The organism is Phycisphaerales bacterium, assembly GCA_020852515.1.
In the GTDB taxonomy this organism is placed as follows: domain Bacteria; phylum Planctomycetota; class Phycisphaerae; order Phycisphaerales; family UBA5793; genus UBA5793.
Window position 1 is genome coordinate 91,198 of the sequence record JADZAS010000016.1, and the last position, 21,378, is coordinate 112,575.

Below are 21,378 nucleotides of genomic sequence, written 5' to 3' on the forward strand. Positions count from 1 at the left end.
GATGACCTAGCACAAGGGGCTGGGATGCAACCCGATCAACTCGATATTCCCGCCACGCCAGAACGGCTCAAGAGCAATCACGGACATTACGGCGAGGAGGACATCCAGGTCCTCGAGGGCCTGGACGCCGTGCGCCGCCGCCCGGGCATGTACGTCGGCGGGACCGACCTCGCCGCGCTGCACCACCTCGTCTGGGAAGCGGTGGACAACGCCATCGACGAAGTCATGGCGGGCCGCGCCACGACCTGCCAGGTCAGCGTCCAGGCCGACGGGTCGATCTCCGTCACCGATGACGGCAGCGGCATTCCCCTCGGCCCGATGAAGCACGAGAACCCCGCGCTGAACGGACGGCCAGCCGTCGAAATCGTCATGACGGTCCTCCACGCCGGGGGCAAGTTCGACCACAAGGCCTACAAGGTGTCCGGCGGCCTTCACGGCGTGGGCATCTCCTGCGTCAACGCGCTGTCCGAGTGGATGGATGTCGAGGTGACCCGCGACGGAAAGGTGCAGCTCATCGGCTTTGAGCGCGGCGTCGTCACCACGCCGCTTCACGTCGTGCAGCAGCTCCCGCCAGGCGAGGATATCTCCGGCACGCGCGTCACCTTCAAGCCCGACGCGACCATCTTTCCCGAAACCGAGTTTGACTTCGAAACGCTCAAGCGGCGCCTGCGCGAACTGGCGTATCTCAATTCGGGCCTGATCATCAAACTGTCCGACGAGCGCGTCGGACCGGATGGCAAGCCTCGCAATGAGACGTTCCACTACAACGACGGCATCCTCGCCTACGTGACGCAACTGGCCAAGAGCCGTGCGCCCATCTGCGTGCCGATCTACTTCCAGTCGAGCGATCCCGACCAACCGATGACGTGCGAGGTGGCGCTGCAGTACACCGACTCGTTCAACGAAACAACGCTCGCGTTTACGAACAACATCCACAACCCCGGCGGGGGCACGCACCTGACCGGCTTCAAGAACGCCATCACGCGCGTGCTGAACAATTACGCCCGGAAGAACAACTTGCTCAAGGACATCACGCCGTCCGGCGAAGACCTGCGCGAAGGCATCGTCGCGGTCATCTCGCTCAAGCATCCGGACCCGCAGTTCAACAACCAGCCCAAGGAGCGGCTGCTTTCCGTAGACGCCGAGGGTATGGTGAGCCAACTCGTGGGCGAGTGCTTCGGCGCGTGGCTCGAAGAACACCCGGCCGATGCGCGGCGGATCTGCCAGAAGGGCGTCATCGCCGCCCAGGCGCGGGAGGCGGCGCGCAAGGCTCGCGAACTCACGCGCCGCAAGTCGGCGCTCGAGTCGAGCGGCCTGCCGGCCAAACTGGCCGACTGCACGACCACCGACGTAGACAAGTCTGAACTGTTCATCGTCGAAGGTGACTCGGCAGGCGGTTCGGCCAAGGGCGGCCGCGAGACCGAATTCCAGGCAATCCTGCCGCTGCGCGGCAAGATTCTCAACGTCGAGCGGGCCCGCATCGACAAAGTCCTCGCGTTCGAAGAAATCCGCACGATCATCCAGGCCCTGCGCTGCGGCATCGGGGAGGACTGCGACCTCTCCCAACTGCGCTACGGCAAGATCATCATCATGACCGACGCCGACGTGGACGGGTCGCACATCCGCACGCTGCTGCTCACGTTCTTCTTCCGCCAGATGCCCGATCTCATCAGGCGGGGTCACATCTACATTGCCCAGCCGCCGCTCTACCAACTCGCGCGCGGCAAGAAGTGCAACTACGTGCTTGACGATCGGCGGCTTGAGTCAACGCTCATCGACATGGCCCTCGCGCACGCCTCGCTGGTCGTCCGCAATGATCAGGGTGAAACCGTGGCCAGGCACGAGGGCGACACCGCGCGCGCGGTCACCATGCTGCTTTCGCGTCTGGGCGAACTGGCCCGGATCGTCGAGCGGCGCGGCGTGACGTTTGACGATCTGCTGGAGGCGCGGGCGAATGATCCGCTGGGCCAGAATCGTCTGCCCACGCACCGGCTCACGTGGGTAGGTGGCGAGGCGTTCTGCTGGAGCGAGCATCAGGCGCGCGAACTGCTCGAACAGAATGGACTCTTCATCGACGACCTGCCGGACGCCGACGCCCAGCCTTCGCCCGCCGCCATAGAACAGGCCGAAGCGGAAAACGCCGCGCCGGCCCAGCCGGCGAACTTCCGCGAACTGCATGAGAACCGGGAGCTTGGCGTGCTCTTCGATCGGCTGGCGCAGTATCACATCGACATCAACGACTACTCGCTTCGGCAGGAGGAAGACGTCACCGGCGCGCTGCTCGACACGCGCTACGCGTGGGTGGCGACGAACGCAGCCGGCGACAAGGAAGTCACCTACTCGGCGCCCAACATCCCGTCCATCCTCGCCACGCTGCTCGAAGTCGGCCGTCAGGGCATCGAGATCAAGCGATTCAAGGGCCTGGGCGAAATGGAACCGGAGCAGTTGTGGGAAACGACGATGGACCCGTCGCGGCGCCGGCTCATGCGCGTCAAGTGGGACGTCGTCTCGGAAGCAGAAGAACTCTTCTCGATTCTCATGGGCGAAGCCGTCGAGCCCCGCCGCGAGTTCATCGAAGAGCACGCGCTCGAAGTCAAAAACCTCGACGTGTAAGCCCACCGGCCGCACGGTTCAATCGAGCAGCCCGCTCATTTTGAGTGCCGAAAGCGTCAGCAGGCAGATGAACGCCAGGCGGACCCAGAACAACGGCAGGCGGTGCGCCAAGTGTGAGCCGATCAAGCCGCCGACGATCGCGCCCGGCGCCAGCGAGGCGGCCAACAGCAGCGAGTCAGTGACGGTCCGCTCTCCATGCGTGGCGGCAACCAGCGTGGCGTTCTTGGCCACGGCTCCGATCAGTCCCGTGATGAGGATGACCGCCGTCGAGGTCCCGATGGCTTCGCGCAGCGTCACTTTGCAGATCGATTGCTGGAGCGGCACCGCGATGGTGCCCCCTCCCACGCCGATCCACCCTCCAACCAGCCCCATTGCCGCACCGACGAATCCGCTGCGGCCCAGGGGCACCGGCGTGCGGGGCGATCCGGGCACACCGGCCGCGGCGGCCTTTCGGTCATGGCGCCCGATCCACTCCGTGCGGAGCCGCGCTGCATCCATGGCGATGACGTAGACGAGAAAGATCGCGAAGATGCGTCGAAGGGTGTATTCGCCGAACTGATTGCTCAGCCAGACGCCGATGAGAATGGTGATCACCGACGCGGGTACGAGCCCCTTGAGCACGTCCGCTCGCACCGCGCGGGCCCGCAGGTGACGCCGCAGCGCCGCCAGCGCGACGACGACGTAGATGATCATCAACGCAGCCTGGTAGAGGTGCTGGTCCGGCCCGCGGATCAGCGTCAGCGCGGGAATGATGACGATGCCGCCGCCCAGGCCCAGCATCCCTCCCACGCAACCGCCCAGCAGGCCCAGCGCCGAGGCAATGAGCAGTTCAGGCAGACTCACGGCATGGACACCGAGCGGTTACAAGGGCTTGGAAGGGCATGGGGCACGACCCCATCATAGCGGCGGCTCTCGCAATTGGACCGATGGGCCCCGTACACTTGTCGCGCGATGTTCGCCTCCGCCACTGAAATCGTCACCGTCACGCTCAACCCGGCCATCGACCGACTGATCGAAGTGCCCAACTTCGAGGCCGGGCGGCACATGATGGGTCGCCGCATCGACGTCTACCCAGCGGGCAAGGGCATTCGCCTCTCTCGCGTGCTGGCGCGGCTGGGCACGCGCAGCATCGCCACCGGTTTTGTCGGCGATCGCGAACTTGAACTCTTCGACGCCTTTCTGAGCGCGCCCGCCGCAGGTCGCGCCGTGCCGCAGATGCTGCGCGTCAACCAGCCGACGCGCGAGAACGTGACGATTGTCGATCCGATCAACGACCGCTCCACCTACGTGCGCGAAGAGGGTTTTCAGATCAGCCTGAAGGACCTGGAGCGCATGCAGGGCAAGATCGGCCTGATGGCCCGCGATGACGCGATCGTGTGCTTCTGCGGCTCGATCCCGCCGGGTCTCAGCCCGGATGTTTTTCGCGACATGGTGAAGCGCTCGATCGACGCCGGCGCCCGCGTGCTGCTCGACACGGCCGGCGAATCGCTCGAAGTCACGCGCGATCTTCCGGTGTGGATGATCCGGATGAACCGCACCACCGCCGGTCAGATCGCCGGTCACCCCGTCGTGTCGCGCGATGAAGCGCTCGAAATGGCGCAGTTCCTCGGGCGGCACGGCGCGATGGCGGCGGTCACCGTGGGGGCCGAAGGAGCTGCCTTCTTCACGCCGAGTCAGGCCTGGACCGGTCACGTAGGCATCCACCCGGGGCTGGTCATCAATACGGTCGGCTGCGGCGAGAGCTTCGTCGCCGGGTTGCTGCACGAATGGCGACGCACGGGCGACTGGGCCGGCGCCTTCCGCGAGGCACTGACGGTGGCGACGGTGAACGCGACCACCGTGCGCAGCGGCGAAATCGACGCGGAGAGCCGGGAGGAGTTCCGCCGCATGGCGGTGGTGGAGCCGCGCTGAGCCTCGGGCGGGATGCGGAATTGGGTTCCGCGAGCCTCAGCCACCGTTGCCGCGACGCGTCGATGGTCCTATGAATTGGGCCGTCGTTTGCCACCGTAGCTCAGTTGGTAGAGCGGCTCATTCGTAATGAGCAGGTCGCGGGTTCGAGTCCCACCGGTGGCTTTTTCTCTCCACGTGCAGCCGGCCTATCGGCGACGCCGGGGCGCCCGGCACGTCACTCGCCTGACTCGATCGCGATCGCGAAGTCCTGACGAACGTATGTGCACGCACCGTCGGGGCCAAAGCAGATGTTGTAGAGCGCATAGCCGTGGACCGTCGTGCCGTTGGCGCGGTGATTGCCTTCTGCACTCTCGATTGCCTCATTGCGCGTCGCCTCGAACTCGATCGTCCGTATCGCGCTATCGCCTGATCCGCCGGCCGTGGTCGGCGGCGCCAGCGTGAGCAGGCGATGCTCCACCGACCAGCCGTCGGGCGGATCGATCCAGACCACCGATGGCCCGGCTTCATCATTCCACTTCGCCCCGGCGACTGCAGAGGGAGTGAACAGCACGTGCACGCGCACCGCGCGCTTCGCCCTGCCCGTATCGGGAACCAACACGGGCTCGATGCCCAACAGGTGCTGCTGGTCGCGATCGATCTTCCCGTCCGGGTCTGGCTCGAGCGCTTCGACCTGGCTCAATGCATCTCGGGCGTCCGTGGCGCGCTGCGGCCGGGCGATCTCGGCGCCGGAGAGATCGACCGCAAGGGCCACTGGCTCCTCGCCGCGCGCACGGATGTCGCGCTGGGCTGATTCGACCCAGTCGTAGAATGGATAGGGCTTGTCGAGTCGCGGGCCGTACTGCTGAATTCGCCGGCGCCAGATGTACTGGTTCGGCTTCAGCGCCAGTGCGCGCCGCCAATGTTCGACTGATCTGGCAAAGTCGCCCGGCTGCCGCGCCGCCGGATCGTCGAAGCGCCGGCGAAGTGCCACGCCGAGCCGAAAGTGCGCTCGCGCGTCGTCGGGCACGTCGCCGCACCGCTGCTCGTACGTGTGAATGGCGCGATCGCGATCATCTGCATCACCCAAAAGCAGCAGCCGATTCGCCACGTCGAGTTCATCCTGCGCTGCAGGCGCAGGCATTGGACCGGATACCTGGATCGCCGGCTCCGCAACGAACGCAGCCAGCTGCTTCTCATCAGGACGAATCGCCTTGATCACGCCAGTCTCATCAATGAGCATCGTGATCGGCACGGCACTCACGTCGAGCAGGTTAAGCGAATCGACCAGCACCGGGAAATCCATCTGCTTCCACTGCATGAACAGCCGGCAACGTTCCGGATGCTGCTCCTGGATCAGCCCGACGGTTCTGATTTGGCCTGCTGTCTCGAGCGGCTTGGTTCTCTCGTACCACACGGGCACCTGTTGTCGGCAGCCCTGTCACCACGATGCGAAGATGTGCAAGATGACTTTTTCGCCGTGGAAGTCGGCGATCGAGGCGGGGCTGGAGTCCTTGAGCAACGGCAGGGAGATCAACGGAAACGCTCGACCGACCTCGATGCGAACTTCATCATCGACGTCGAGCGCGGAGTGCGCGGGCATCGCCGATGCCGCAAGGAGGAAGGCGCCCAGAACCGCCGCCCGGTTGCTCGGCATTCGGAACATGTCCACACTCACCTTCCGCGTTTGTGGTGCTCGTCCAACCCCAAGCGAGTCGGCCCCGGACCGGAGAATCACATCGCGCGATTGTCGGGGGAGACTGATTGCGTGCCGGCAAATGGTATTGATGCGAGTCATCGACTTTCTCCCGTCCGGTTCGTGCTCGCTTGCGCCCTACGGTACCCGATAGACGCCGACGCGGCCGTCCGCGCCGGCCATCCAGACGGCGTTTCCGTCGGGAGTGGTGTCCAGCGCGTGCCAGGGCGTGTCGTCGGCGCCGACCCAGCGCCGGCCCCCGTCGGCAGAGATGTCCAGTCCGTAGGGGCCCACCGCCAGCAGAACGTCCGGCCCAAGCGCCGGAAACGCGGCGATGCAACTGGAGTAGCCGCGCGGGCCGGTGTGCTCAGGCTGGCGCCACGTGCGCCCGCCGTCTTCGCTGACGGCCCAGTGACTCTGGGCGTACTCGGGCTGGAGGTAGTCGCCGCCGACCGCCACCGCCGTGTTCGCATCCACGAACGCGATCGAGAAGATGCCCGCCGACTTCGACGCGGCAAGCGGCGTCTCGATGATCTCCCACTGCCGTCCATAGCGATCGGCACGCGCAACGCGAGCCCGCCTCGTCGGACTCTCGCCGCCGAGGCCGATGAGGATGCGATCGGCCGCCAACGCCATCGCGCTGTTCGACGCCGCAAATCCCGCCTCACCCGGGGCCACGGCCGGCGAGGTGTACACATCGCGCCGCAGCCACGTCGAGCCGAAATCGCTCGACGTGATCAACTGGATCTGGCCGTCGATCGGATCGCCGAACGCGATGCCGAACCCTGCCTGATCGAACTGGAGGGCGTCGAAGAAGATCTCAGGCCGCGTGTCCTCGTAGACAAGAGTCCACTGCCGCCCGCCATCGGTCGTCCTGTACAGGCGGGCCGGAGAGCCGCTGCTAAGCACCACGGCCGCCTGCGCGTCGAACGCGTGAATGCATCGAAAGTCGAGCGATTCGGCATCGGGCACACTGACCGTTTGCCAGCGGCTTCCGCCATCGACGGTTCGCAGGACCGTTCCGGCGCTCCCGCTGGCCCAGGCGATGCGACGGTCAACACCACAGACCCCGCGCAGTGACGCGGTCGTGCCGGTGTCGAAGATGGGCCACGTCGCATCGAGCAGACGCGAGCTTCGGGCGTCACTCGTCCGCACGCTGCAGCCCGCAAGCGCGATGATGGCACAAGCGATGGCCGTGGCGATGGCGAATCGTTGCATGGCGTGTTCTACCGTCCAGGACGCCGACCTTGAACGGGAGTGGATGGGAATCGAACCCACCTGGAGCCTGATTTCCAGACACCACAACGGGTTTGAAGCCCGTGACCGCCACCAGGCGTGCTGACACTCCCATTAACAGCGCCGGCGACCAGGAAGCGCCGGCCGATGAGACTAGGTGCCGCGATGCGTACAGGCCACCGCGTCATCCGCCCAGTGCGCTTCGCACCGCCTCAATGAACCGCTCGTCGTCGTCATCGAACATCGATCGCAAATCACAGATCAGAGCATCCGACTGAACTCGCGCCACTACGGCCGGCTCACCCAGGCGTAACCTCGCTGCGATTTCACGAGGGCTGAGTTCCTCCGCGCGAAGGTGCACCGCGATGCTCTCGATGGCGTGGGCGGGCATCGAGCCTCCCCCCAGAAACGCCTGCGACGGCTCCACCTGCACATCCGCGACGCCGTCGACGGCGCTCAACTGCTCCACGAGCACGCCCGCGCGCGACCGCAGGTGGTCGGTCGAGATCTCCAGCAACCGCAGGACGGGGATCTCGCGACGAGCGCGCTCCAGGTCCTGGTGAATCTGCAGCGTGGCGCCCAGCGCCGCAAGGGTGAGTTTGTCCACGCGCAGAGCGCGCATGAGCGGATTGCCGTCGATGCGGTCGATGATGCTCTTTCGGCCGATGATGATGCCGCACTGCGGCCCGCCGAGGAGTTTGTCGCCGCTGAAGAGCACTACGTCGGCACCAGCTGCGATCGACGTCTGCGCATCGGGTTCGTGGGCCGGAAGCAGCGCTGCGTGCCGGGGCGAGAGCACTCCTGAGCCGATGTCGTGGATCACCGCCACGCCGCGCGACCGTCCGATCGCGACGAGTTCTTCGACTTCGACGGAAGCGGTGAAGCCCTCGATGCGGTAGTTTGAGGTGTGCGCCTTGAGGATCGCGGCGGCGGTGTCGTCGATGGCGCCTTCATAGTCAGCGGGCCGGGTCTTGTTGGTCGTACCCACTTCGCGCAGCGTTGCCCCGCCGGCTTCGATGACCTCGGGCAGGCGAAACGAGCCGCCGATCTCGATCAGTTCGCCGCGCGAGACAATGACGCGCCGGCCCCTGGCGAGCGTGGCCAGCGTGAGCAGCAGCGCGCCCGCGTTGTTGTTGACGACGACGGCGGCCTCGCAGCCGGTGAGGCGCTGCAGCAGGCGCTCGACGACGTGGCGGCGTCTGCCGCGCTCACCGGACTCGAGTTCGAGTTCGACGGGCGCGTAACCTCCCGCCACATCCGCGAGCGCATCGACAGCCGCCTCGGCCAGCGGCGCCCGGCCGAGGCCGGTGTGGAGCAGGATTCCGGTGGCGTTGATCGCCCGCCGCAGCGGCAGACGCTCCTCGCGCTCGAGCGCGCGCGAGACTTCGTGAACCAGCCGCTGGGCCACGATCCGCTCATCGAGAGTGGACTGACTTGCCGAAACGGACGCGCGAAAGCGGTCGACGACGTCGCGGGCCACTTCGACGATGATCGCCCGGGGCACGCGCCGAGCCCAGCCGTCCGCCACCAGCGATTCGACCAGTTCATGGATGGAAGGGATGGTGCGCAGCGCCGCAGCGCCGGACTCCGATGCAGGCGGTGCGGGACGTGTCGTTTGCTCGGTCATGAACATCTCCCTTGCCGCTCAATCGGCGGGCGGCGCGGCCACCTGACTGGACTCAATTGTTGCGCCCGCGTTCGCTGCCGGCCCGGCGGTGCGCAGATCGCCGCGCCGGCGTGTCAAGCCCAGGCGATCGAGGTATTCGCAGATGGGCAGCGCGTACTTGCGCGTCGTGTCGAGCAGATCGCGTATCTCGGCCACGGTCAGGCCCGCGCCGCCGCCCAGCGATTCGCCGATTCTGTGTCGCAATTGCTCATCCCACTTCTGGTGGAGGTACAGCCCGCCGCCAAGGTGCACGAGATGCCGGCGATGAACACATAGCGCGAGCAGCTGCCGCATCTGCTCGCCGGACAAGCCGAATTCGCCAGCCAGTTCGGCGGGATCGGGGGGCTGAAAAGCGGTCTTCTCAAAGCGCTGCACCATGCGTTCGCGGGCGGCCTCCTGCGCCGCGGTCAACCTTCCTGCGTGATCGCGCAGCGCCACGCCCGTCTCGCCGCCGACGATCTTGCCGGATCGGACCAGGCGGGCGAGCAGGCCCGCGAGCAGATCACCATCGAGGTAGCGAACGCCCTGCGCGAGCCGCTGGCGGGGCACGGTCGGCTCGATGGGATTCTCCGCATGCAGGCGGCGGAGCGATTCCAGGAGGCGCGCCTCGATCTCGTTGCACAGATCGACGTGCATCAGCGCAGCACGCCTGGCGCCTGTGGCCAGTTCGATCACGCGCTTTTGCGCGACAAGCTGCTCGACGAGGCGCTCCGCCAATTGAACCTCAACGTCGAGTTCGCACGCCAGGTCTTCCGCGCTCCATGGCCTGGCGCCGAAGAACCGGATGGCTCCATCCGCGCGCGAAAGTTCATCCGGCGAAAGCAATGCGCTGGCGCGATCGGCTGCGGCCGCGTCGCGACGGGAGAGCCGATCCGGCGCGCATTGCAGCACGATTCCGCCACCAAGCGTCACCAGCGGCGACTCGGCGCGGATGATGAGCGGTTGGCGCCCGCGCGCGATGAAAGGCTGAGAGGAGATCAGTTGCACGATGCCTGATTCGCCGGGCTCGAGGCTCGTTCCCTCGAGCAGGCGCACCCCGGCAAGCACCTCCTGCGTGCCCAGGTGCACGCGAAGGCGAGCGCGATGGCGCACCGGCAGCGGGCTCTCGGCAAGCACTCGAAGGTGCGCCGTGATGCGGCGTGAGGACCGGAGCAGCCCAGGTGACGCTAGTTCGTGGCCGCGCATGATCTCGCTGTGATGCACGCCGATGAGATTCATCGCAGCGCGCTGCCCCGCCTGCACTCGCTCGACCGACCGCCCGTGCGACTGCAACCCGCGCAGGCGCACGCGCCGGCCGAGGGGGAGCCACTCCACCTCATCGCCGGCCGAAATCGCGCCGGACCAGACCGTGCCGGTGACCACGGTGCCCAGCCCGCCGAGGACGAACGAGCGATCCACGGGCAGGCGGAAGTGGCCAGAGGCGACTGCCTCGAGAATGGTGTGCTCGTTCTCACTCGCCAGTCGGGCGAGGGTCTGCTTGAGTTCGTCAATGCCCGCGCCGGTCGCCGCCGAAGTCCGCACGATCGGCGCGCCGTCGAGAAAGGTATCGCGCACCAGAGAGCGAGCCTCATCTTCAACGAGATCGAGCCAGTCCGGCTCGACGAGATCACATTTGGTCAGCACGATCAGTCCCGCGGGTATCTGCAGAAGTTGCAGAATCGCCAGGTGTTCGCGCGTCTGCGGCATGATCGAGTCATCGGCGGCGATGACGAGCATCGCCAGATCCACCCCCGCGGCGCCGGCGAGCATGTTCCTGATGAAGCGCTCGTGCCCGGGCACATCGACGATGCCGAACTGGACATCGCCGACTTCGAGGTGGGCAAAGCCGATGTCGATCGTGATGCCCCGCTGCTTCTCCTCGGGCAGGCGGTCGGTATCGACACCCGTCAAGGCGGCGACAAGAGCTGTCTTGCCGTGGTCGATGTGTCCGGCGGTGCCGAGGATGAGTTGCCGCATGCGGACAACTGTACGAGCCTCACGGCGTGATACGCAGCCGCTTGCCGCTCGGAGGCAGCACCCGCCCCACCACCGTTGCCATGCCCGCGCCGCCGGCCCGGCAGCGCTGCACGAACTCGCCCGCCGCTCCCGGCGGCACGGCGACGAGCAGCCCGCCCGACGTCTGCGGGTCGTACATGAACGGCAGCAGGTCGCATTCAGCGGCGCCGGCGGCTGTCTCGGTGCGCTCGATCGTGAACTCGCGATTGCCCGCGACGGCGCGAGTGAAGTTTGCCGCCGTGGCCAGTTCAACGGCGCCGGGAAGCAGCGGCAGGCGCTGCAGGCTCAATTCGATGGTGACGTTGCTCGCCTCGGCCATCTCGCATGCGTGCCCCGCAAGGCCGTAGCCGGTGATGTCCGTCGCGGCGCTGGCGCCGAGGTCGACGGCCGCCTGCGATGCCGTCGCGTTGAGCGCCACCATGCTGGCGCATGCCGCCTGCAGCGTTTCAGGCGGGCAGCGATCGCCCCGATTGGCGGTGGTGATGAATCCGACACCGAGTCCCTTGGTGAGTACGAGCAGGTCGCCGGCTCGGGCTCGCTCATTGGTCAGCAGTCGCTTGGGATCCACAGTGCCCGTCACCGCCAGGCCATACTTGATCTCGCTGTCTCGCACGGAATGGCCGCCGACGATCACCGCACCGGCGGCGATGACGCGCTCGGCGCCGCCGCGCAGGATTTCGTTGAGGATCGAGAGATCGAGGTCTTTGTCCGGAAAGCCGACGATGTTCAGCGCTGTGCGCGGCTGGGCTCCCATCGCGTAGACGTCGCTGAGCGCGTTGGCGGCGGCGATCTGGCCGTAGACGAACGGATCATTCACTACCGGCGGGAAGAAATCGGTCGTCTGCACGATGGCCAAATCGTCGGCGAGGCGATACACACCCGCGTCGCTGAAATGTTCAGCGCCGATGAGCAGGTTTGGATCCTGGAACCGGGGTAATCCTTGCACAACCTGTGCAACGGCCTGAGCCGAGAGTTTGCCGGCTCAACCCGCGCAGTTGGCGTAGTCGAGCAATCGCTTCATGCGCCCGCTGGGATGATCCATCGCGCCTCCCTTCGTGGCAGGATCATACCTCCAGAAAACGAACCGCAGAGGCCGCGGGCGCCTCTGCGGGGGATTTCAATCTCAGATCGGCTCAGCGCCCGTCCGGGCCGGGGCCGATGCCCGAGCGGTCCGGATCGATCGGTCGCTGCGGCCGCTTGAAGCCGTTGGTGTCGGCGGCCTTGAGCATGAGTTCAATGGCCTTGTCGAGTTGGGGATCGCCGCCGTTCACCATGAGGGCGGGATCGTCGATGACTTCGTAGTCGGGATCGACGCCGTGGCCTTCGACATCCCACTTGCCGTCTTTGGTGTAGAAGCCGAAGGTTGGAACGGACGTGTAGCCACCGTCGATGAGGCCTGGGTTGCCCGAGATGCCCACGAGACCGCCCCAGGTGCGCGTGCCGATGAGCGGCCCGAGGCTGTTGTAGCGGAACAGCCACGGGAACATGTCGCCGCCGGAGCCGGAAGGCCCGTTGATGAGCATGCACTTGGGGCCGTGCTGCGCATCAGGCGGCCACTTCCAGTCGATCGTATCGCGCGTCGCCCAGTAGTTGGTCACGGGCCGGTTGAGCAGTTCGATGAAGCGAGTGGGAATCTGCCCGCCGCCGTTCCAGCGTTCGTCGATGATGAGCGCTTCCTTGCCGATCTGCGGGTAGAACTGGCGCACGAGTTCGTTCTGGCCATTGACGCCAGTGTCGGGCACGTGGATGTAGCCGACGCGGCCGCCGGTCTTCTCTTCGACGTACTTCCGGTTGGCCTCGACCCAGGCGCGATAGCGCAAAGCGCCGTCGTCGCCGACGGGCTCGATGACCACATCGCGAGCCTCTTCATCGCGCTGCGGTTTGGCGCTGACGGTGATGGTGATCGTCCGGCCGGCAAGGCCCTGGAATGCGGCGTAAGGATCCTGCGTCGGGTCAACGGGCACGCCGTTCACCTCCAGCAGGTAATCGCCTTCTTTCACATCAATTCCCGGCTGGCTGAGCGGGCCGCGGCCGTCGAGATCCCATGGACCCGCTTCGATGATTCTCGAGATGCGATAGGCGCCGGCCGCTTCGTCGAGTTCGAAGTCGCAGCCGAGAACGCCGACGCTGGATGTCGGCTCGCTCTCGGTGTCGCCGCCAAAGTAGTACGCGTGGCCGATGTTCAGTTCGGAGATCATCTCGCTGATGATGAAACTCACATCCTCGCGGCTGGCGGCGTCATCCACCATGGCGAGGTAGTGATCGCGGATCTTCGGCCAGTCCACGCCGTGCATATTCTCCACGTAGAAGTAGTCTCGCTGGATGCGCCAGGCGTCGAGCACGAGCTGTTTCCATTCGGTGCGCGGGTCGATGGAGGCCTGCATGCCGCCGGTGGGCACGTTTTCGCCGCTGGCGCCCGCAGCGGCGTTCTGGATGGACGCCGAGTCGCCGCGCGCGGTGAGGATCTTCTTGCCGTCGGGCGTGATGTCGAAGTTGGTCGCCCCCGCCGCGACCGACTGCTCCTGCTTTTTCTCGTCTTCAAAGTCGAAGAGTTTGATGCCGTCCGTCGCCGACGAACCGGGCGTCTTAAAGCGAACGAAGAGCAACTGGTTCTTGTCGTTGACGGCGAGTTGGCCGAAGCGGCCAGGCGGAACGGGAATCTGAATCGCCCGGCGCTCAAAGCCGTCGAAAGCGATCTCGACCGGCTTGGATTCCTCCTTCTTCTTGGCGCCATCGTCTTCTTTCGTGTCCCCGGCAGGTCCTTTGCTCGTTCGCTGCAGCGTGATCTCGACGGAATTATCGTCAGAGGTCGCCAAGCCGGTCATCGTGTCGCCTTCGACCTTGAGATCCAGGTTGATGGTGCCCATGTCGGGCGTCGAGCCAGAGAGCGTCAGGCGCTTGCCGGCGGCGTCGTACGTGCCGCTGATGGCAAACGTCGCCATCGGCGAGGTCGCCGTGCCCGTCACCGAACCGTCTGCGCCGAGTGCGAGCGTGAGCGAGACTTTCATGCCGCCTTCGACTTGCTCGACATGCACTACGCCTTCCCAGGTGCCTGTGATGCCGTCGTCGACCGCCGCGGGTTTCTCGTCGCCGTCCTTCTTCTCGCCGTCCTGCTCGTCCTTCTTTTCCTCCGCCTTTTCTTCCTCGTCCTTCTTCTTCTCGTCTTTGCTCCACTTCTCCTCATCGCTCTTGGGCAGCCAAGGGCTCTTCACATCCTCGCGAAGCGGCACGGCGACGAGCACCTGGCTTCCTGAGTAGATCCAGGTCGTGTCCAGGTCGGAATACTGCGGACTGCCGATCGAGCGGCTTGACACAAAGAAGAACCAGTCGCCCTTGCGGTCGAACGTCGGGCTTCCGTCGGCGAAGTAGCCGCTGGTGAGTTGACGCGGCTCGCCGGTCTCCATGTTGTAGACCCAGATGGCGGTGCTGCCGTTGTTGGGATCATCGTGGCTCTTGACGTAGGCGAACCACCTGCTGTCGTGCGACCACGACACCCCGCTGCCGCCGTTGCCCCACGGATCGTGATCGATCTTCCTGGTTTCGCCGGATTCGATCGTGTGCAGCCAGAGCGTGCTCGTCTTGTCGGCAAAGACGATGTGTTTGGAGTCGGGCGACCACTGCGGGCTGGTTTTGAACGGGCCGTTGTCGCTGGTGAGTTGTTTCGTCTCGCCGCGGCCGTCTGACTGGGTGATGTAGAGTTCGTATTCGCCGGTGGCGTCGCTGAAATAGGCAATCCACTGCCCGTCGGGACTCCACGACGCCGACCGCTCGGCCACGCCGCTGGTTCTCGTCAGGTTTCGAGGCGAACCGTCCTTGGCCGGCAGCGTCCAGAGATCGCCGCGCGCTTCGACCCCGACGCGCTTGGCGCTGGGCGAGATAGACCACGAGGAGATGAAGTCCGAGGCGTCCACGTCCTGGTCCATCAGTTTCGGCCGATCGCCGGGGATCGTGACCTTCACCTCGCGCGGCGCCTTTGTGCGCAGATCCAGCAGATACAGGCTCGCGCCGTTCTGATAGACGATCTCGCCCTGGCCGCGGTCGCCGGGACCGATGGACGGCCACTTCACATCCCATTCGGAATAAGTCGTGACCTGCTCTCGCTTGCCGCTCTTCGTGTCGTAGACCCAGATGTTGAGGCGATGCTCCGGCCCGGCGTCAGAGAGGAAGTAGACCTTGTCGCCGTGCCACATGGGAAGCGTGTCGCTGCCCTGCCAGTCGGTGGCTCGCTTCGACGTGTGGTCCTTGAGGTTGAACAGCCAGATATCCGAGGCCCAGCCGCCGGCGTAGCGCTTCCAGGTTCGGTTGTTGGTGTTGTACGGCGTGTAAGCGAGCCACGTGCCGTCGGCGCTGATCGCCGCATCGTCGCCGTAGGGCACGGGCAGGCGCTGTGGCTGGCCTCCCTCAGCGTCGATCGTGAAGATCTGCGCAGCTCGGCGCTGGCCGGCCAGGAAGTTGCTCGCATAAACGATGCGCCCGTCCGCGGTCCAGCCGTTGAGATTCATCGAGCCGTGGTGGTAGGTGACGCGATAGGGAACACCGCCCTGCACGGGAATGGTGTATACGTCGCGCCGACCTTCGTAATTGCCTACGAACGCGATCGTCGCGCCATCGGGCGAGAAGCGCGGCGTGACTTCGACTCCCGGCGGGCTCGCCAGCGGCGCGGCCGTACCGCCGGCGCGGCTCACGGTCCAGAGATCGTTCGCGTAGACGAAGACGATCCGGTCCTTGCTGACGGCCGGATACCGGAGCATTCCGGCGTTCGGATCGACCTGCGCCGAGGAGAACTCAGCAGCCGCCAGAATCAACGCGAGTGCCGCCACGCGAATCGTTCGCACCATTCGTCACCATTCCCTTTTTTCAGTAGTAAACGTCACCATGCCGCCGCAGCGCGCCGCCGGCGGTCCTCGCCGACTGGGCGCCATCCATTATGACCGGGCTCCGGCCTCCCACGTGTTGTTGTCGCGCTCGGCATCGGGGAACGCATCTTCCGGATCGATGACGACCTTGGTGATGCGCTGCGGCGACTGCCAGCCGTATGAGTACCGATCGGAACTGAACCACACTTCCACCGGAATTCGTTTCTGCTCGGTCGTGCCGTCTTCATAGGTGATTTCAAGAACGACGGGCATGACAAGTTCGGCGAGATTGTCGATCTCGATGGAGATGTTGAATTCCTCGTCGTCGCGCAGCTCCTGCTTGACTTCGTAGACCGCCTGGTCGAGATAGGCCGTCTCGTAGAACCAGCCGCGCCAGAACCACGCGAGGTCGGCCCCCGCCACGTCTTCGATCGTGCGGAAGAAGTCAGCCGGCTGGGGCGACTTGAACGCCCATCGATCGATGTACGCGCGGAAAGCGCGATCGAATCGTTCGGGTCCGAGGATCTGCTCGCGCAGCAGGACGAGACCCGTCGCGGGCTTGTCGTATTGCGTGAAGCCGAGCTGGTTACCGGGGAGTTGGTCGGCATGAGTCATGATGGGGACCGTGCCCCGGCTGCGCATGGTCCGGCCGTAGTTCCGCCCGCCCCCGCCGCGCCCGCTCGGCTCGCCGCCGAACCAGTCGGGGCCGGAGTAGTGGTTGATGAACGAGTTGAAGCCTTCATCCATCCAGGCATAGCGGCGCTCGTCGGTGTTCACGGTCATTGGGAACCAGTTGTGCCCGATTTCATGCGTCGTTACGCCGTAAAGCCCCGGCTCGCCGCGCCGCGCGCGGCAGAAGATGATCATGGGATACTCCATGCCGCCTTCGATGCCGTTCACGTTGGTCGCCACTGGGTATGGATATTTGTACCAGCGCTGGTTGTAGCCTTTGATCGCAGTTCGCAGCATCTGAGTGCTCTTGGACCACAGAGGCAGCGCTTCCTTGGGATAGACGGACTGAACCTGTGTGCCGTCGAGGTTGCACGCGTCGTAGATGAACGCGTCCGAACTCGTCCACGCGAAGGTGCGGACGCTCTCCGCTTTGAAATGCCAGGTGAGCGGCCCCTCTCCCTCGGGCCGGCTCGCCGGATCGGCAACTTCTTCGGCCGTGCGGATCACGACCGTGTCATCGCTGTGCCGGGCTGATTCGAGGCGCTCGAGTTGCGTTGGCGTGAACACGTCCCCGGGGTTCTGGAGCACCCCCGTGGCGGCCACGATGTGGCTGCGCGGCACGGTGAGGCGCACGTCGTAGTTGCCGAAGTTGGTGTAGAACTCACCGGTGCCGAGATAGCCCAGCGTGTTCCACCCGTCCACGTCATCGTAAACCGCCACCGCCGGGAACCACTGGGCGACTTGGTACACCGTACCCTGCTCGACTTTTTCGATGCCGAAGCGGCGGAACGCGCGGTCGGGAATGACGAACGACCACGCGATCTGGAATGTATACGTCGAACCCCCCGGGGCGATCGGCTCGGCCAGGTCGATTCGAGCCATCGTGTCGTACACGTGGTACTCGAGGTCATAGCCGCCGGAGCGAAGGGACTTGATCGTGTAACCGTCGCCGAACGCCTCCGTCACGCCGATGGCGGTGTTGCGCGAGATGTACGAGCCGATGCTGTCCTCACGGAAGATGTTCTGCTCGAGGTGGAGCCAGATGTAGTCGAGAGGACTTGGCGAATTGTTCGTGTAGGTGATCGTCGCTTCGCCGGATACTTCGTTGGTGTCCGCGTCGAGCGAGGCGTTCATGACGTAGTCCACCTGCTGCTGCCAGTAATCCGGACCCGGCGCGCCCGAGCCGAGGCGGATGGTGGTCGGGGTGGGAAGATCAAGCGGACTGAAGATGGTGCCCTGATCGCGCGTGCCGCGCTCGCGGAAACGGCTGTCGCGCCGCCGGGACTCCTCGGCAGGGGCCGGCGCCGCCGCCTGTTCGCCCTGCGCCTGCGGATCGACCACGCGCTGCGGCGGCTGGGCGGGCTGGGGCTGGGCCGGCGGCTGCGCAGATTGAGGTGACGCCGCAGCGGATTGAGGCTCTGCCGCAGCAGGATTTGTTCCCGCGCCGCCCGCCGCCTCGGGCGTGGCCTTGCCGGCACAACCGCCCGGCAGCAGCGAAGCCTGAACCGCGACGAGAAACGCACCACACATGAAGAACTTGCGCATGTGAACTCCCACCTGGATGTGAAGTTTCCAGTATAGACGCGCGCAGACCCACCACGCCGCCGGACTAGGCGCGCCAAGCGCCAGCCCGCCGCCAGCGGCAACCGAATCCTACCGCGTGAGCGGCTCAGGGTTTCGCGGAGCCGCGTGCGTCGCCACCTCGGCCGGGGTCCGCGGCGCTGCTCAGCGCGTTGGCTCGCTCGACCGCGGCCGCAATCACCTCACGCAAGGGGTCCAGATCGGGAAGTTCCGCAGCGCCTGCAGATGGATCGGCCGGCGGGCCCTCCATCGCGGCGATGGCGGCCGCGTACTGCCCGCTGACCGACTCCATCATCTGCTGCACGCGCTCAAACTCTGCGACCAGCTCACCAAGCGCGGCGCCCGCGGTGGACTCGGAGCCATCGCCCGAAAGTGCGAAGGACGGCTCACCGGCGCCCGCCGGCGCGAGATCCTTGAGCGCCTCGTCGCAGCGCTTGAGATTGAATGTCCACCACTGGCACAACTGGACGGCATCGCGACAGCGGTACACGTCCCACTCCCGCGGCTCTCCGGCGGCGGCCATTTCGCCCAGCAATGTGCCCGTCGATTCAAATTGCACCATGGCCGCTTCGTATTGGCCTGCGACCTCGCTAATTCGCGCAGCCAGACGCACTTGTGAATCCGCGTTCATCTCGCGCAGCGACTCGCGATAGGGTGAATGAGCGCAACTTAATGCACCGGCGGACCCGAGCAGCATTGCCGCGATCGGCGCAGCGACAGAACGCCGAAAGCCGAAAACGGAGTGGAATCGAATGCGTTGCGTGAAAGTGGACGGTGATGAGTCTGTCACGGCATGCGTCCAATCAATTCAAAAGTACTGGTCGAATGAATCGACGGCATGTATCCTATTCACGGACCAATCGATCGGTCATTGGATTGCACCTTGTCTTGCCGGAGGCTCGATTCCATGGGCGCCGCAACGAGTTTCGATCGTCGGAGTTGGACCCTTGTCATTCTACTCGTCGGCATCGCCGCGCTGCTGACCAGCCCGACCAGCCGAGCGAACGAAACAGACCAGTTTCTGCTCCCCATCGACCGCGAGATGGCCGACGTCGGCGCCTACCTCTCGAACGTCCACTACCGCGTGCTCGACGACTTCGTCACGCGCACCAACGTGCGCATCCGCGACACCAAGCGCGGCCCCGATGCTGAGACGCGCGAGGCGATTCTGCGGCAGCTCCAGTCGCCGCTCGCCGCGGCGAACCACGTCCGGGCGGCGTTCGGCCCAGGTTTTTTCGAGATGATCGAGATCGAGGGTGCGCTTCGGTCGCAGCAGGCCAAATCACACTTCGGCCGCAAAATGACCGCGTACAAAACATCGAAGTGGATCTACTCGTCGGTTCACCTGCCTTTCGATCCTCGGCGCATTCCGCTGTCGCTGCCGTCATCGACGATTCGGGTATTCGATCACTACATCGGCACCGACAAAATCGGACACTTTCATGATCTCGGCCACATCTACCACCGCGATTTTATCGCGCTGTGCGACGGCGGAGTCAATCGGGACGAGGCGCTGCGGCGCGTCGTGTCCAACTATTCGCGCGGCCCGATTTCGGAAGCCGCAACGATCGGCTTCTTCGCCACCGGAGTATTCTCCAACGGCGACCTGGCCGCCAACTACCTGGGTCTCAAGTTCTACCTCAACCTCACCGAACCCGTTATTCTTGAGGGTGAAGAGCAGCCCCCGATGCTCGTCCGCATCGGCGATTACTGGAGCCTGAACACACACGTGCGGCCGGACTCCAACTTCTTTCGCGTTTTCATCTCCGATCACCTCAATGAGGCGCTGAACCCGTGCGTTTACGAATGGGGCGCCGCGGGGCCGATCTCGAAAAAGCTTGCCCAGCACGCGGACCAGATCCTGACCTTCTACGCCGACGAGAACGGCAACAAGCGGAGCAGGCAGTGGTTCGCTGACAAGGCGCAATCCCTCGTGACCTACTACGGCGAGGATTACGGCCACTCCGGACTCGAAGCGGCCACCGTCAGCATTGCCCACTGCTGTTTCCCGGCCGAGAGCGATTCGGACTCAACGCCCTCCGACGAGTCGAGTTCGTAGCTGGCCGCTGATACGCTTTGCTCCGTCCGCACGCGCAAGGAGCAATCATGTCCGAGTCTGGCCAGCACGAGGCGAGCGTCGCCGGCTATGAACTTGAAGTGGAGATTGCCGGGCCTCCCGATCGCGTCTGGCGCGCCATCTTCAAAGACATCAACGCATGGTGGCTGCCGGACTTCCACATGATCGGGCCTGGATCGGTGGTCCAGTTCGAAGCGCGAGCCGGCGGCGGCCTGGTCGAGGAGCTGGAGGGCGCAGGAAGCCTGCTCTGGTGCACGGTGCACTGGATTCGCCCGGCGGAGCGCGTCGTCTACCTTGTCGGCCACCTGGCACCCGATTGGGGAGGGCCTGCGTGCAGCCACCTCAAGTTCGCCGTGGAGTCGCGCGGCCAGGGCAGCGTGCTGAAGGTGACCGATTCTCATTTCGGCCACATCAGCCAGTCGAACCTGGCCAGCCTGCAGGAAGGCTGGAACTGCCTCTTCCGCGACGGGCTCAAGCGGTTCATCGAGTGCGGCGTCCGTCACGACGGCGCGCAATGACGACCCGCCGAGCGTGGTGTTCGGCGGGTCGTGCGGATTGACCGAGGCGGGTCACTGTCGCCCCGGGTTGGCAAGCATGGCTACGGCGCTGTCATGAACGATTGAGTCCGTGCCGTCGTCCACGGGCCGCCGTGAACCCAGCGGATCCGCAGGATGAGGACATAGCTGGTGCCGGGGTTGAGCCCGCCGACGCTGTCTGCGAACCCGCTGCTTGCGTAGTGCACGTGGCGGACCGGCGTGGCGGCCACGATGCCGACGCCCGGCTGGCGCACCAGCGCGCGATAAGCGTCGGGCGCAACGTCGGTGCTGAACTGGAAGTAGACGGTGTTGCGGTCGGCGCCGTGACCCCAGCTGATGACGGCTGCGGCCTGAGCCGCGCCGGTCAGAGAAAGCGTCAGGGCGCACACCATGGCGAACAACGCGGTGGGAGACATCTTCACATTCTTCATGACTCACTCCTTTTGCTGCGGGGCGGGCGTTGCTCGCGGTTCCGCGACCGGGAGTCGGTCGTACCTCGGCTGCGACTGCTCGCCTGTCCTGCCCACTACTCGCGTTTGGCGGGCCGACTGGACAATGCAGAA

Annotated in this window: 15 protein-coding genes and 2 tRNA genes; 5 read left to right on the forward strand and 12 right to left on the reverse strand. The window is 65.3% G+C overall.

Features of this window, described 5'->3' with window-relative positions:
* The first annotated feature begins 24 nt into the window (after positions 1-24).
* A complete protein-coding gene (locus IT430_12200; GenBank protein ID MCC6908698.1) occupies positions 25-2,613 on the forward strand; it encodes a DNA gyrase subunit B in 2,589 nt (862 codons plus the stop codon).
* Between the two features lie 18 nt (positions 2,614-2,631).
* Here IT430_12200 and IT430_12205 read toward each other — a convergent pair whose 3' ends face one another.
* Complete coding sequence (locus tag IT430_12205) at positions 2,632-3,456, reverse strand: sulfite exporter TauE/SafE family protein (GenBank protein ID MCC6908699.1); 825 nt, start codon at positions 3,454-3,456, stop codon at positions 2,632-2,634.
* Positions 3,457-3,564: 108 nt separating this feature from the next.
* Here IT430_12205 and IT430_12210 point away from each other — a divergent pair, with 108 nt between their 5' ends.
* The gene (locus IT430_12210) at positions 3,565-4,524 is read left to right on the forward strand and encodes a hypothetical protein (GenBank protein MCC6908700.1); all 960 of its coding nucleotides are present in this window, start codon (positions 3,565-3,567) and stop codon (positions 4,522-4,524) included.
* Positions 4,525-4,613: 89 nt separating this feature from the next.
* Positions 4,614-4,686: transfer RNA gene (locus IT430_12215), tRNA-Thr, on the forward strand.
* Between the two features lie 52 nt (positions 4,687-4,738).
* Here IT430_12215 and IT430_12220 read toward each other — a convergent pair.
* The 10 genes from IT430_12220 to IT430_12265 form a co-directional block, all read right to left on the reverse strand.
* On the reverse strand, positions 4,739-5,821 hold the full coding sequence (locus IT430_12220; GenBank protein ID MCC6908701.1) for a tetratricopeptide repeat protein: 1,083 nt from the start codon (positions 5,819-5,821) through the stop codon (positions 4,739-4,741).
* Between the two features lie 120 nt (positions 5,822-5,941).
* A complete protein-coding gene (locus tag IT430_12225; GenBank protein MCC6908702.1) occupies positions 5,942-6,166 on the reverse strand; it encodes a hypothetical protein in 225 nt (74 codons plus the stop codon).
* A 168-nt stretch (positions 6,167-6,334) separates the two neighbouring features.
* The gene (locus tag IT430_12230) at positions 6,335-7,414 is read right to left on the reverse strand and encodes a hypothetical protein (protein ID MCC6908703.1); all 1,080 of its coding nucleotides are present in this window, start codon (positions 7,412-7,414) and stop codon (positions 6,335-6,337) included.
* Between the two features lie 34 nt (positions 7,415-7,448).
* A tRNA-Sec gene (locus tag IT430_12235) sits at positions 7,449-7,545 on the reverse strand.
* Between the two features lie 71 nt (positions 7,546-7,616).
* Positions 7,617-9,059 (reverse strand): L-seryl-tRNA(Sec) selenium transferase, encoded by a 1,443-nt coding sequence (locus tag IT430_12240; protein MCC6908704.1) that lies wholly within the window; start codon positions 9,057-9,059, stop codon positions 7,617-7,619.
* 18 nt (positions 9,060-9,077) lie between these two features.
* The gene (gene selB / locus IT430_12245) at positions 9,078-11,054 is read right to left on the reverse strand and encodes a selenocysteine-specific translation elongation factor (GenBank protein ID MCC6908705.1); all 1,977 of its coding nucleotides are present in this window, start codon (positions 11,052-11,054) and stop codon (positions 9,078-9,080) included.
* A 19-nt stretch (positions 11,055-11,073) separates the two neighbouring features.
* Positions 11,074-12,039, reverse strand: a complete 966-nt coding sequence (gene selD, locus IT430_12250; GenBank protein MCC6908706.1) for a selenide, water dikinase SelD — start codon at positions 12,037-12,039, stop codon at positions 11,074-11,076.
* 187 nt (positions 12,040-12,226) lie between these two features.
* Positions 12,227-15,931 (reverse strand): PD40 domain-containing protein, encoded by a 3,705-nt coding sequence (locus IT430_12255; protein MCC6908707.1) that lies wholly within the window; start codon positions 15,929-15,931, stop codon positions 12,227-12,229.
* Between the two features lie 87 nt (positions 15,932-16,018).
* A complete protein-coding gene (locus IT430_12260) occupies positions 16,019-18,166 on the reverse strand; it encodes a M1 family metallopeptidase (protein ID MCC6908708.1) in 2,148 nt (715 codons plus the stop codon).
* Between the two features lie 124 nt (positions 18,167-18,290).
* Positions 18,291-18,764, reverse strand: coding sequence for a hypothetical protein (locus tag IT430_12265; protein ID MCC6908709.1), 474 nt, complete (start codon positions 18,762-18,764; stop codon positions 18,291-18,293).
* Between the two features lie 345 nt (positions 18,765-19,109).
* On the opposite strand from IT430_12265, the gene IT430_12270 reads away from it, so the two are divergent.
* A complete protein-coding gene (locus tag IT430_12270) occupies positions 19,110-20,261 on the forward strand; it encodes a hypothetical protein (protein ID MCC6908710.1) in 1,152 nt (383 codons plus the stop codon).
* Between the two features lie 47 nt (positions 20,262-20,308).
* The gene (locus IT430_12275; protein MCC6908711.1) at positions 20,309-20,797 is read left to right on the forward strand and encodes an SRPBCC domain-containing protein; all 489 of its coding nucleotides are present in this window, start codon (positions 20,309-20,311) and stop codon (positions 20,795-20,797) included.
* Between the two features lie 80 nt (positions 20,798-20,877).
* Here the strand turns inward: IT430_12275 and IT430_12280 are convergent, their stop codons facing one another.
* Entirely contained in the window at positions 20,878-21,246 is a 369-nt protein-coding gene (locus IT430_12280; GenBank protein MCC6908712.1) for a hypothetical protein, read from the reverse strand.
* Positions 21,247-21,378 lie beyond the last annotated feature (132 nt).

What these genes read in the sequence shown, in the direction of transcription:
- IT430_12200 (MCC6908698.1), top strand. Translation starts at nt 25, where the DNA reads ATGCAACCCGATCAACTCGATATTCCCGCCACGCCAGAACGGCTCAAG.
- IT430_12210 (MCC6908700.1), top strand. Translation starts at nt 3,565, where the DNA reads ATGTTCGCCTCCGCCACTGAAATCGTCACCGTCACGCTCAACCCGGCC.
- IT430_12220 (MCC6908701.1), bottom strand. Translation starts at nt 5,821, where the DNA reads ATGCAGTGGAAGCAGATGGATTTCCCGGTGCTGGTCGATTCGCTTAAC.
- IT430_12225 (MCC6908702.1), bottom strand. Translation starts at nt 6,166, where the DNA reads ATGTTCCGAATGCCGAGCAACCGGGCGGCGGTTCTGGGCGCCTTCCTC.
- IT430_12230 (MCC6908703.1), bottom strand. Translation starts at nt 7,414, where the DNA reads ATGCAACGATTCGCCATCGCCACGGCCATCGCTTGTGCCATCATCGCG.
- IT430_12240 (MCC6908704.1), bottom strand. Translation starts at nt 9,059, where the DNA reads ATGACCGAGCAAACGACACGTCCCGCACCGCCTGCATCGGAGTCCGGC.
- selB (MCC6908705.1), bottom strand. Translation starts at nt 11,054, where the DNA reads ATGCGGCAACTCATCCTCGGCACCGCCGGACACATCGACCACGGCAAG.
- IT430_12255 (MCC6908707.1), bottom strand. Translation starts at nt 15,931, where the DNA reads ATGGTGCGAACGATTCGCGTGGCGGCACTCGCGTTGATTCTGGCGGCT.
- IT430_12260 (MCC6908708.1), bottom strand. Translation starts at nt 18,166, where the DNA reads ATGCGCAAGTTCTTCATGTGTGGTGCGTTTCTCGTCGCGGTTCAGGCT.
- IT430_12265 (MCC6908709.1), bottom strand. Translation starts at nt 18,764, where the DNA reads ATGGTGCAATTTGAATCGACGGGCACATTGCTGGGCGAAATGGCCGCC.
- IT430_12270 (MCC6908710.1), top strand. Translation starts at nt 19,110, where the DNA reads ATGGGCGCCGCAACGAGTTTCGATCGTCGGAGTTGGACCCTTGTCATT.
- IT430_12275 (MCC6908711.1), top strand. Translation starts at nt 20,309, where the DNA reads ATGTCCGAGTCTGGCCAGCACGAGGCGAGCGTCGCCGGCTATGAACTT.
- IT430_12280 (MCC6908712.1), bottom strand. Translation starts at nt 21,246, where the DNA reads ATGAAGAATGTGAAGATGTCTCCCACCGCGTTGTTCGCCATGGTGTGC.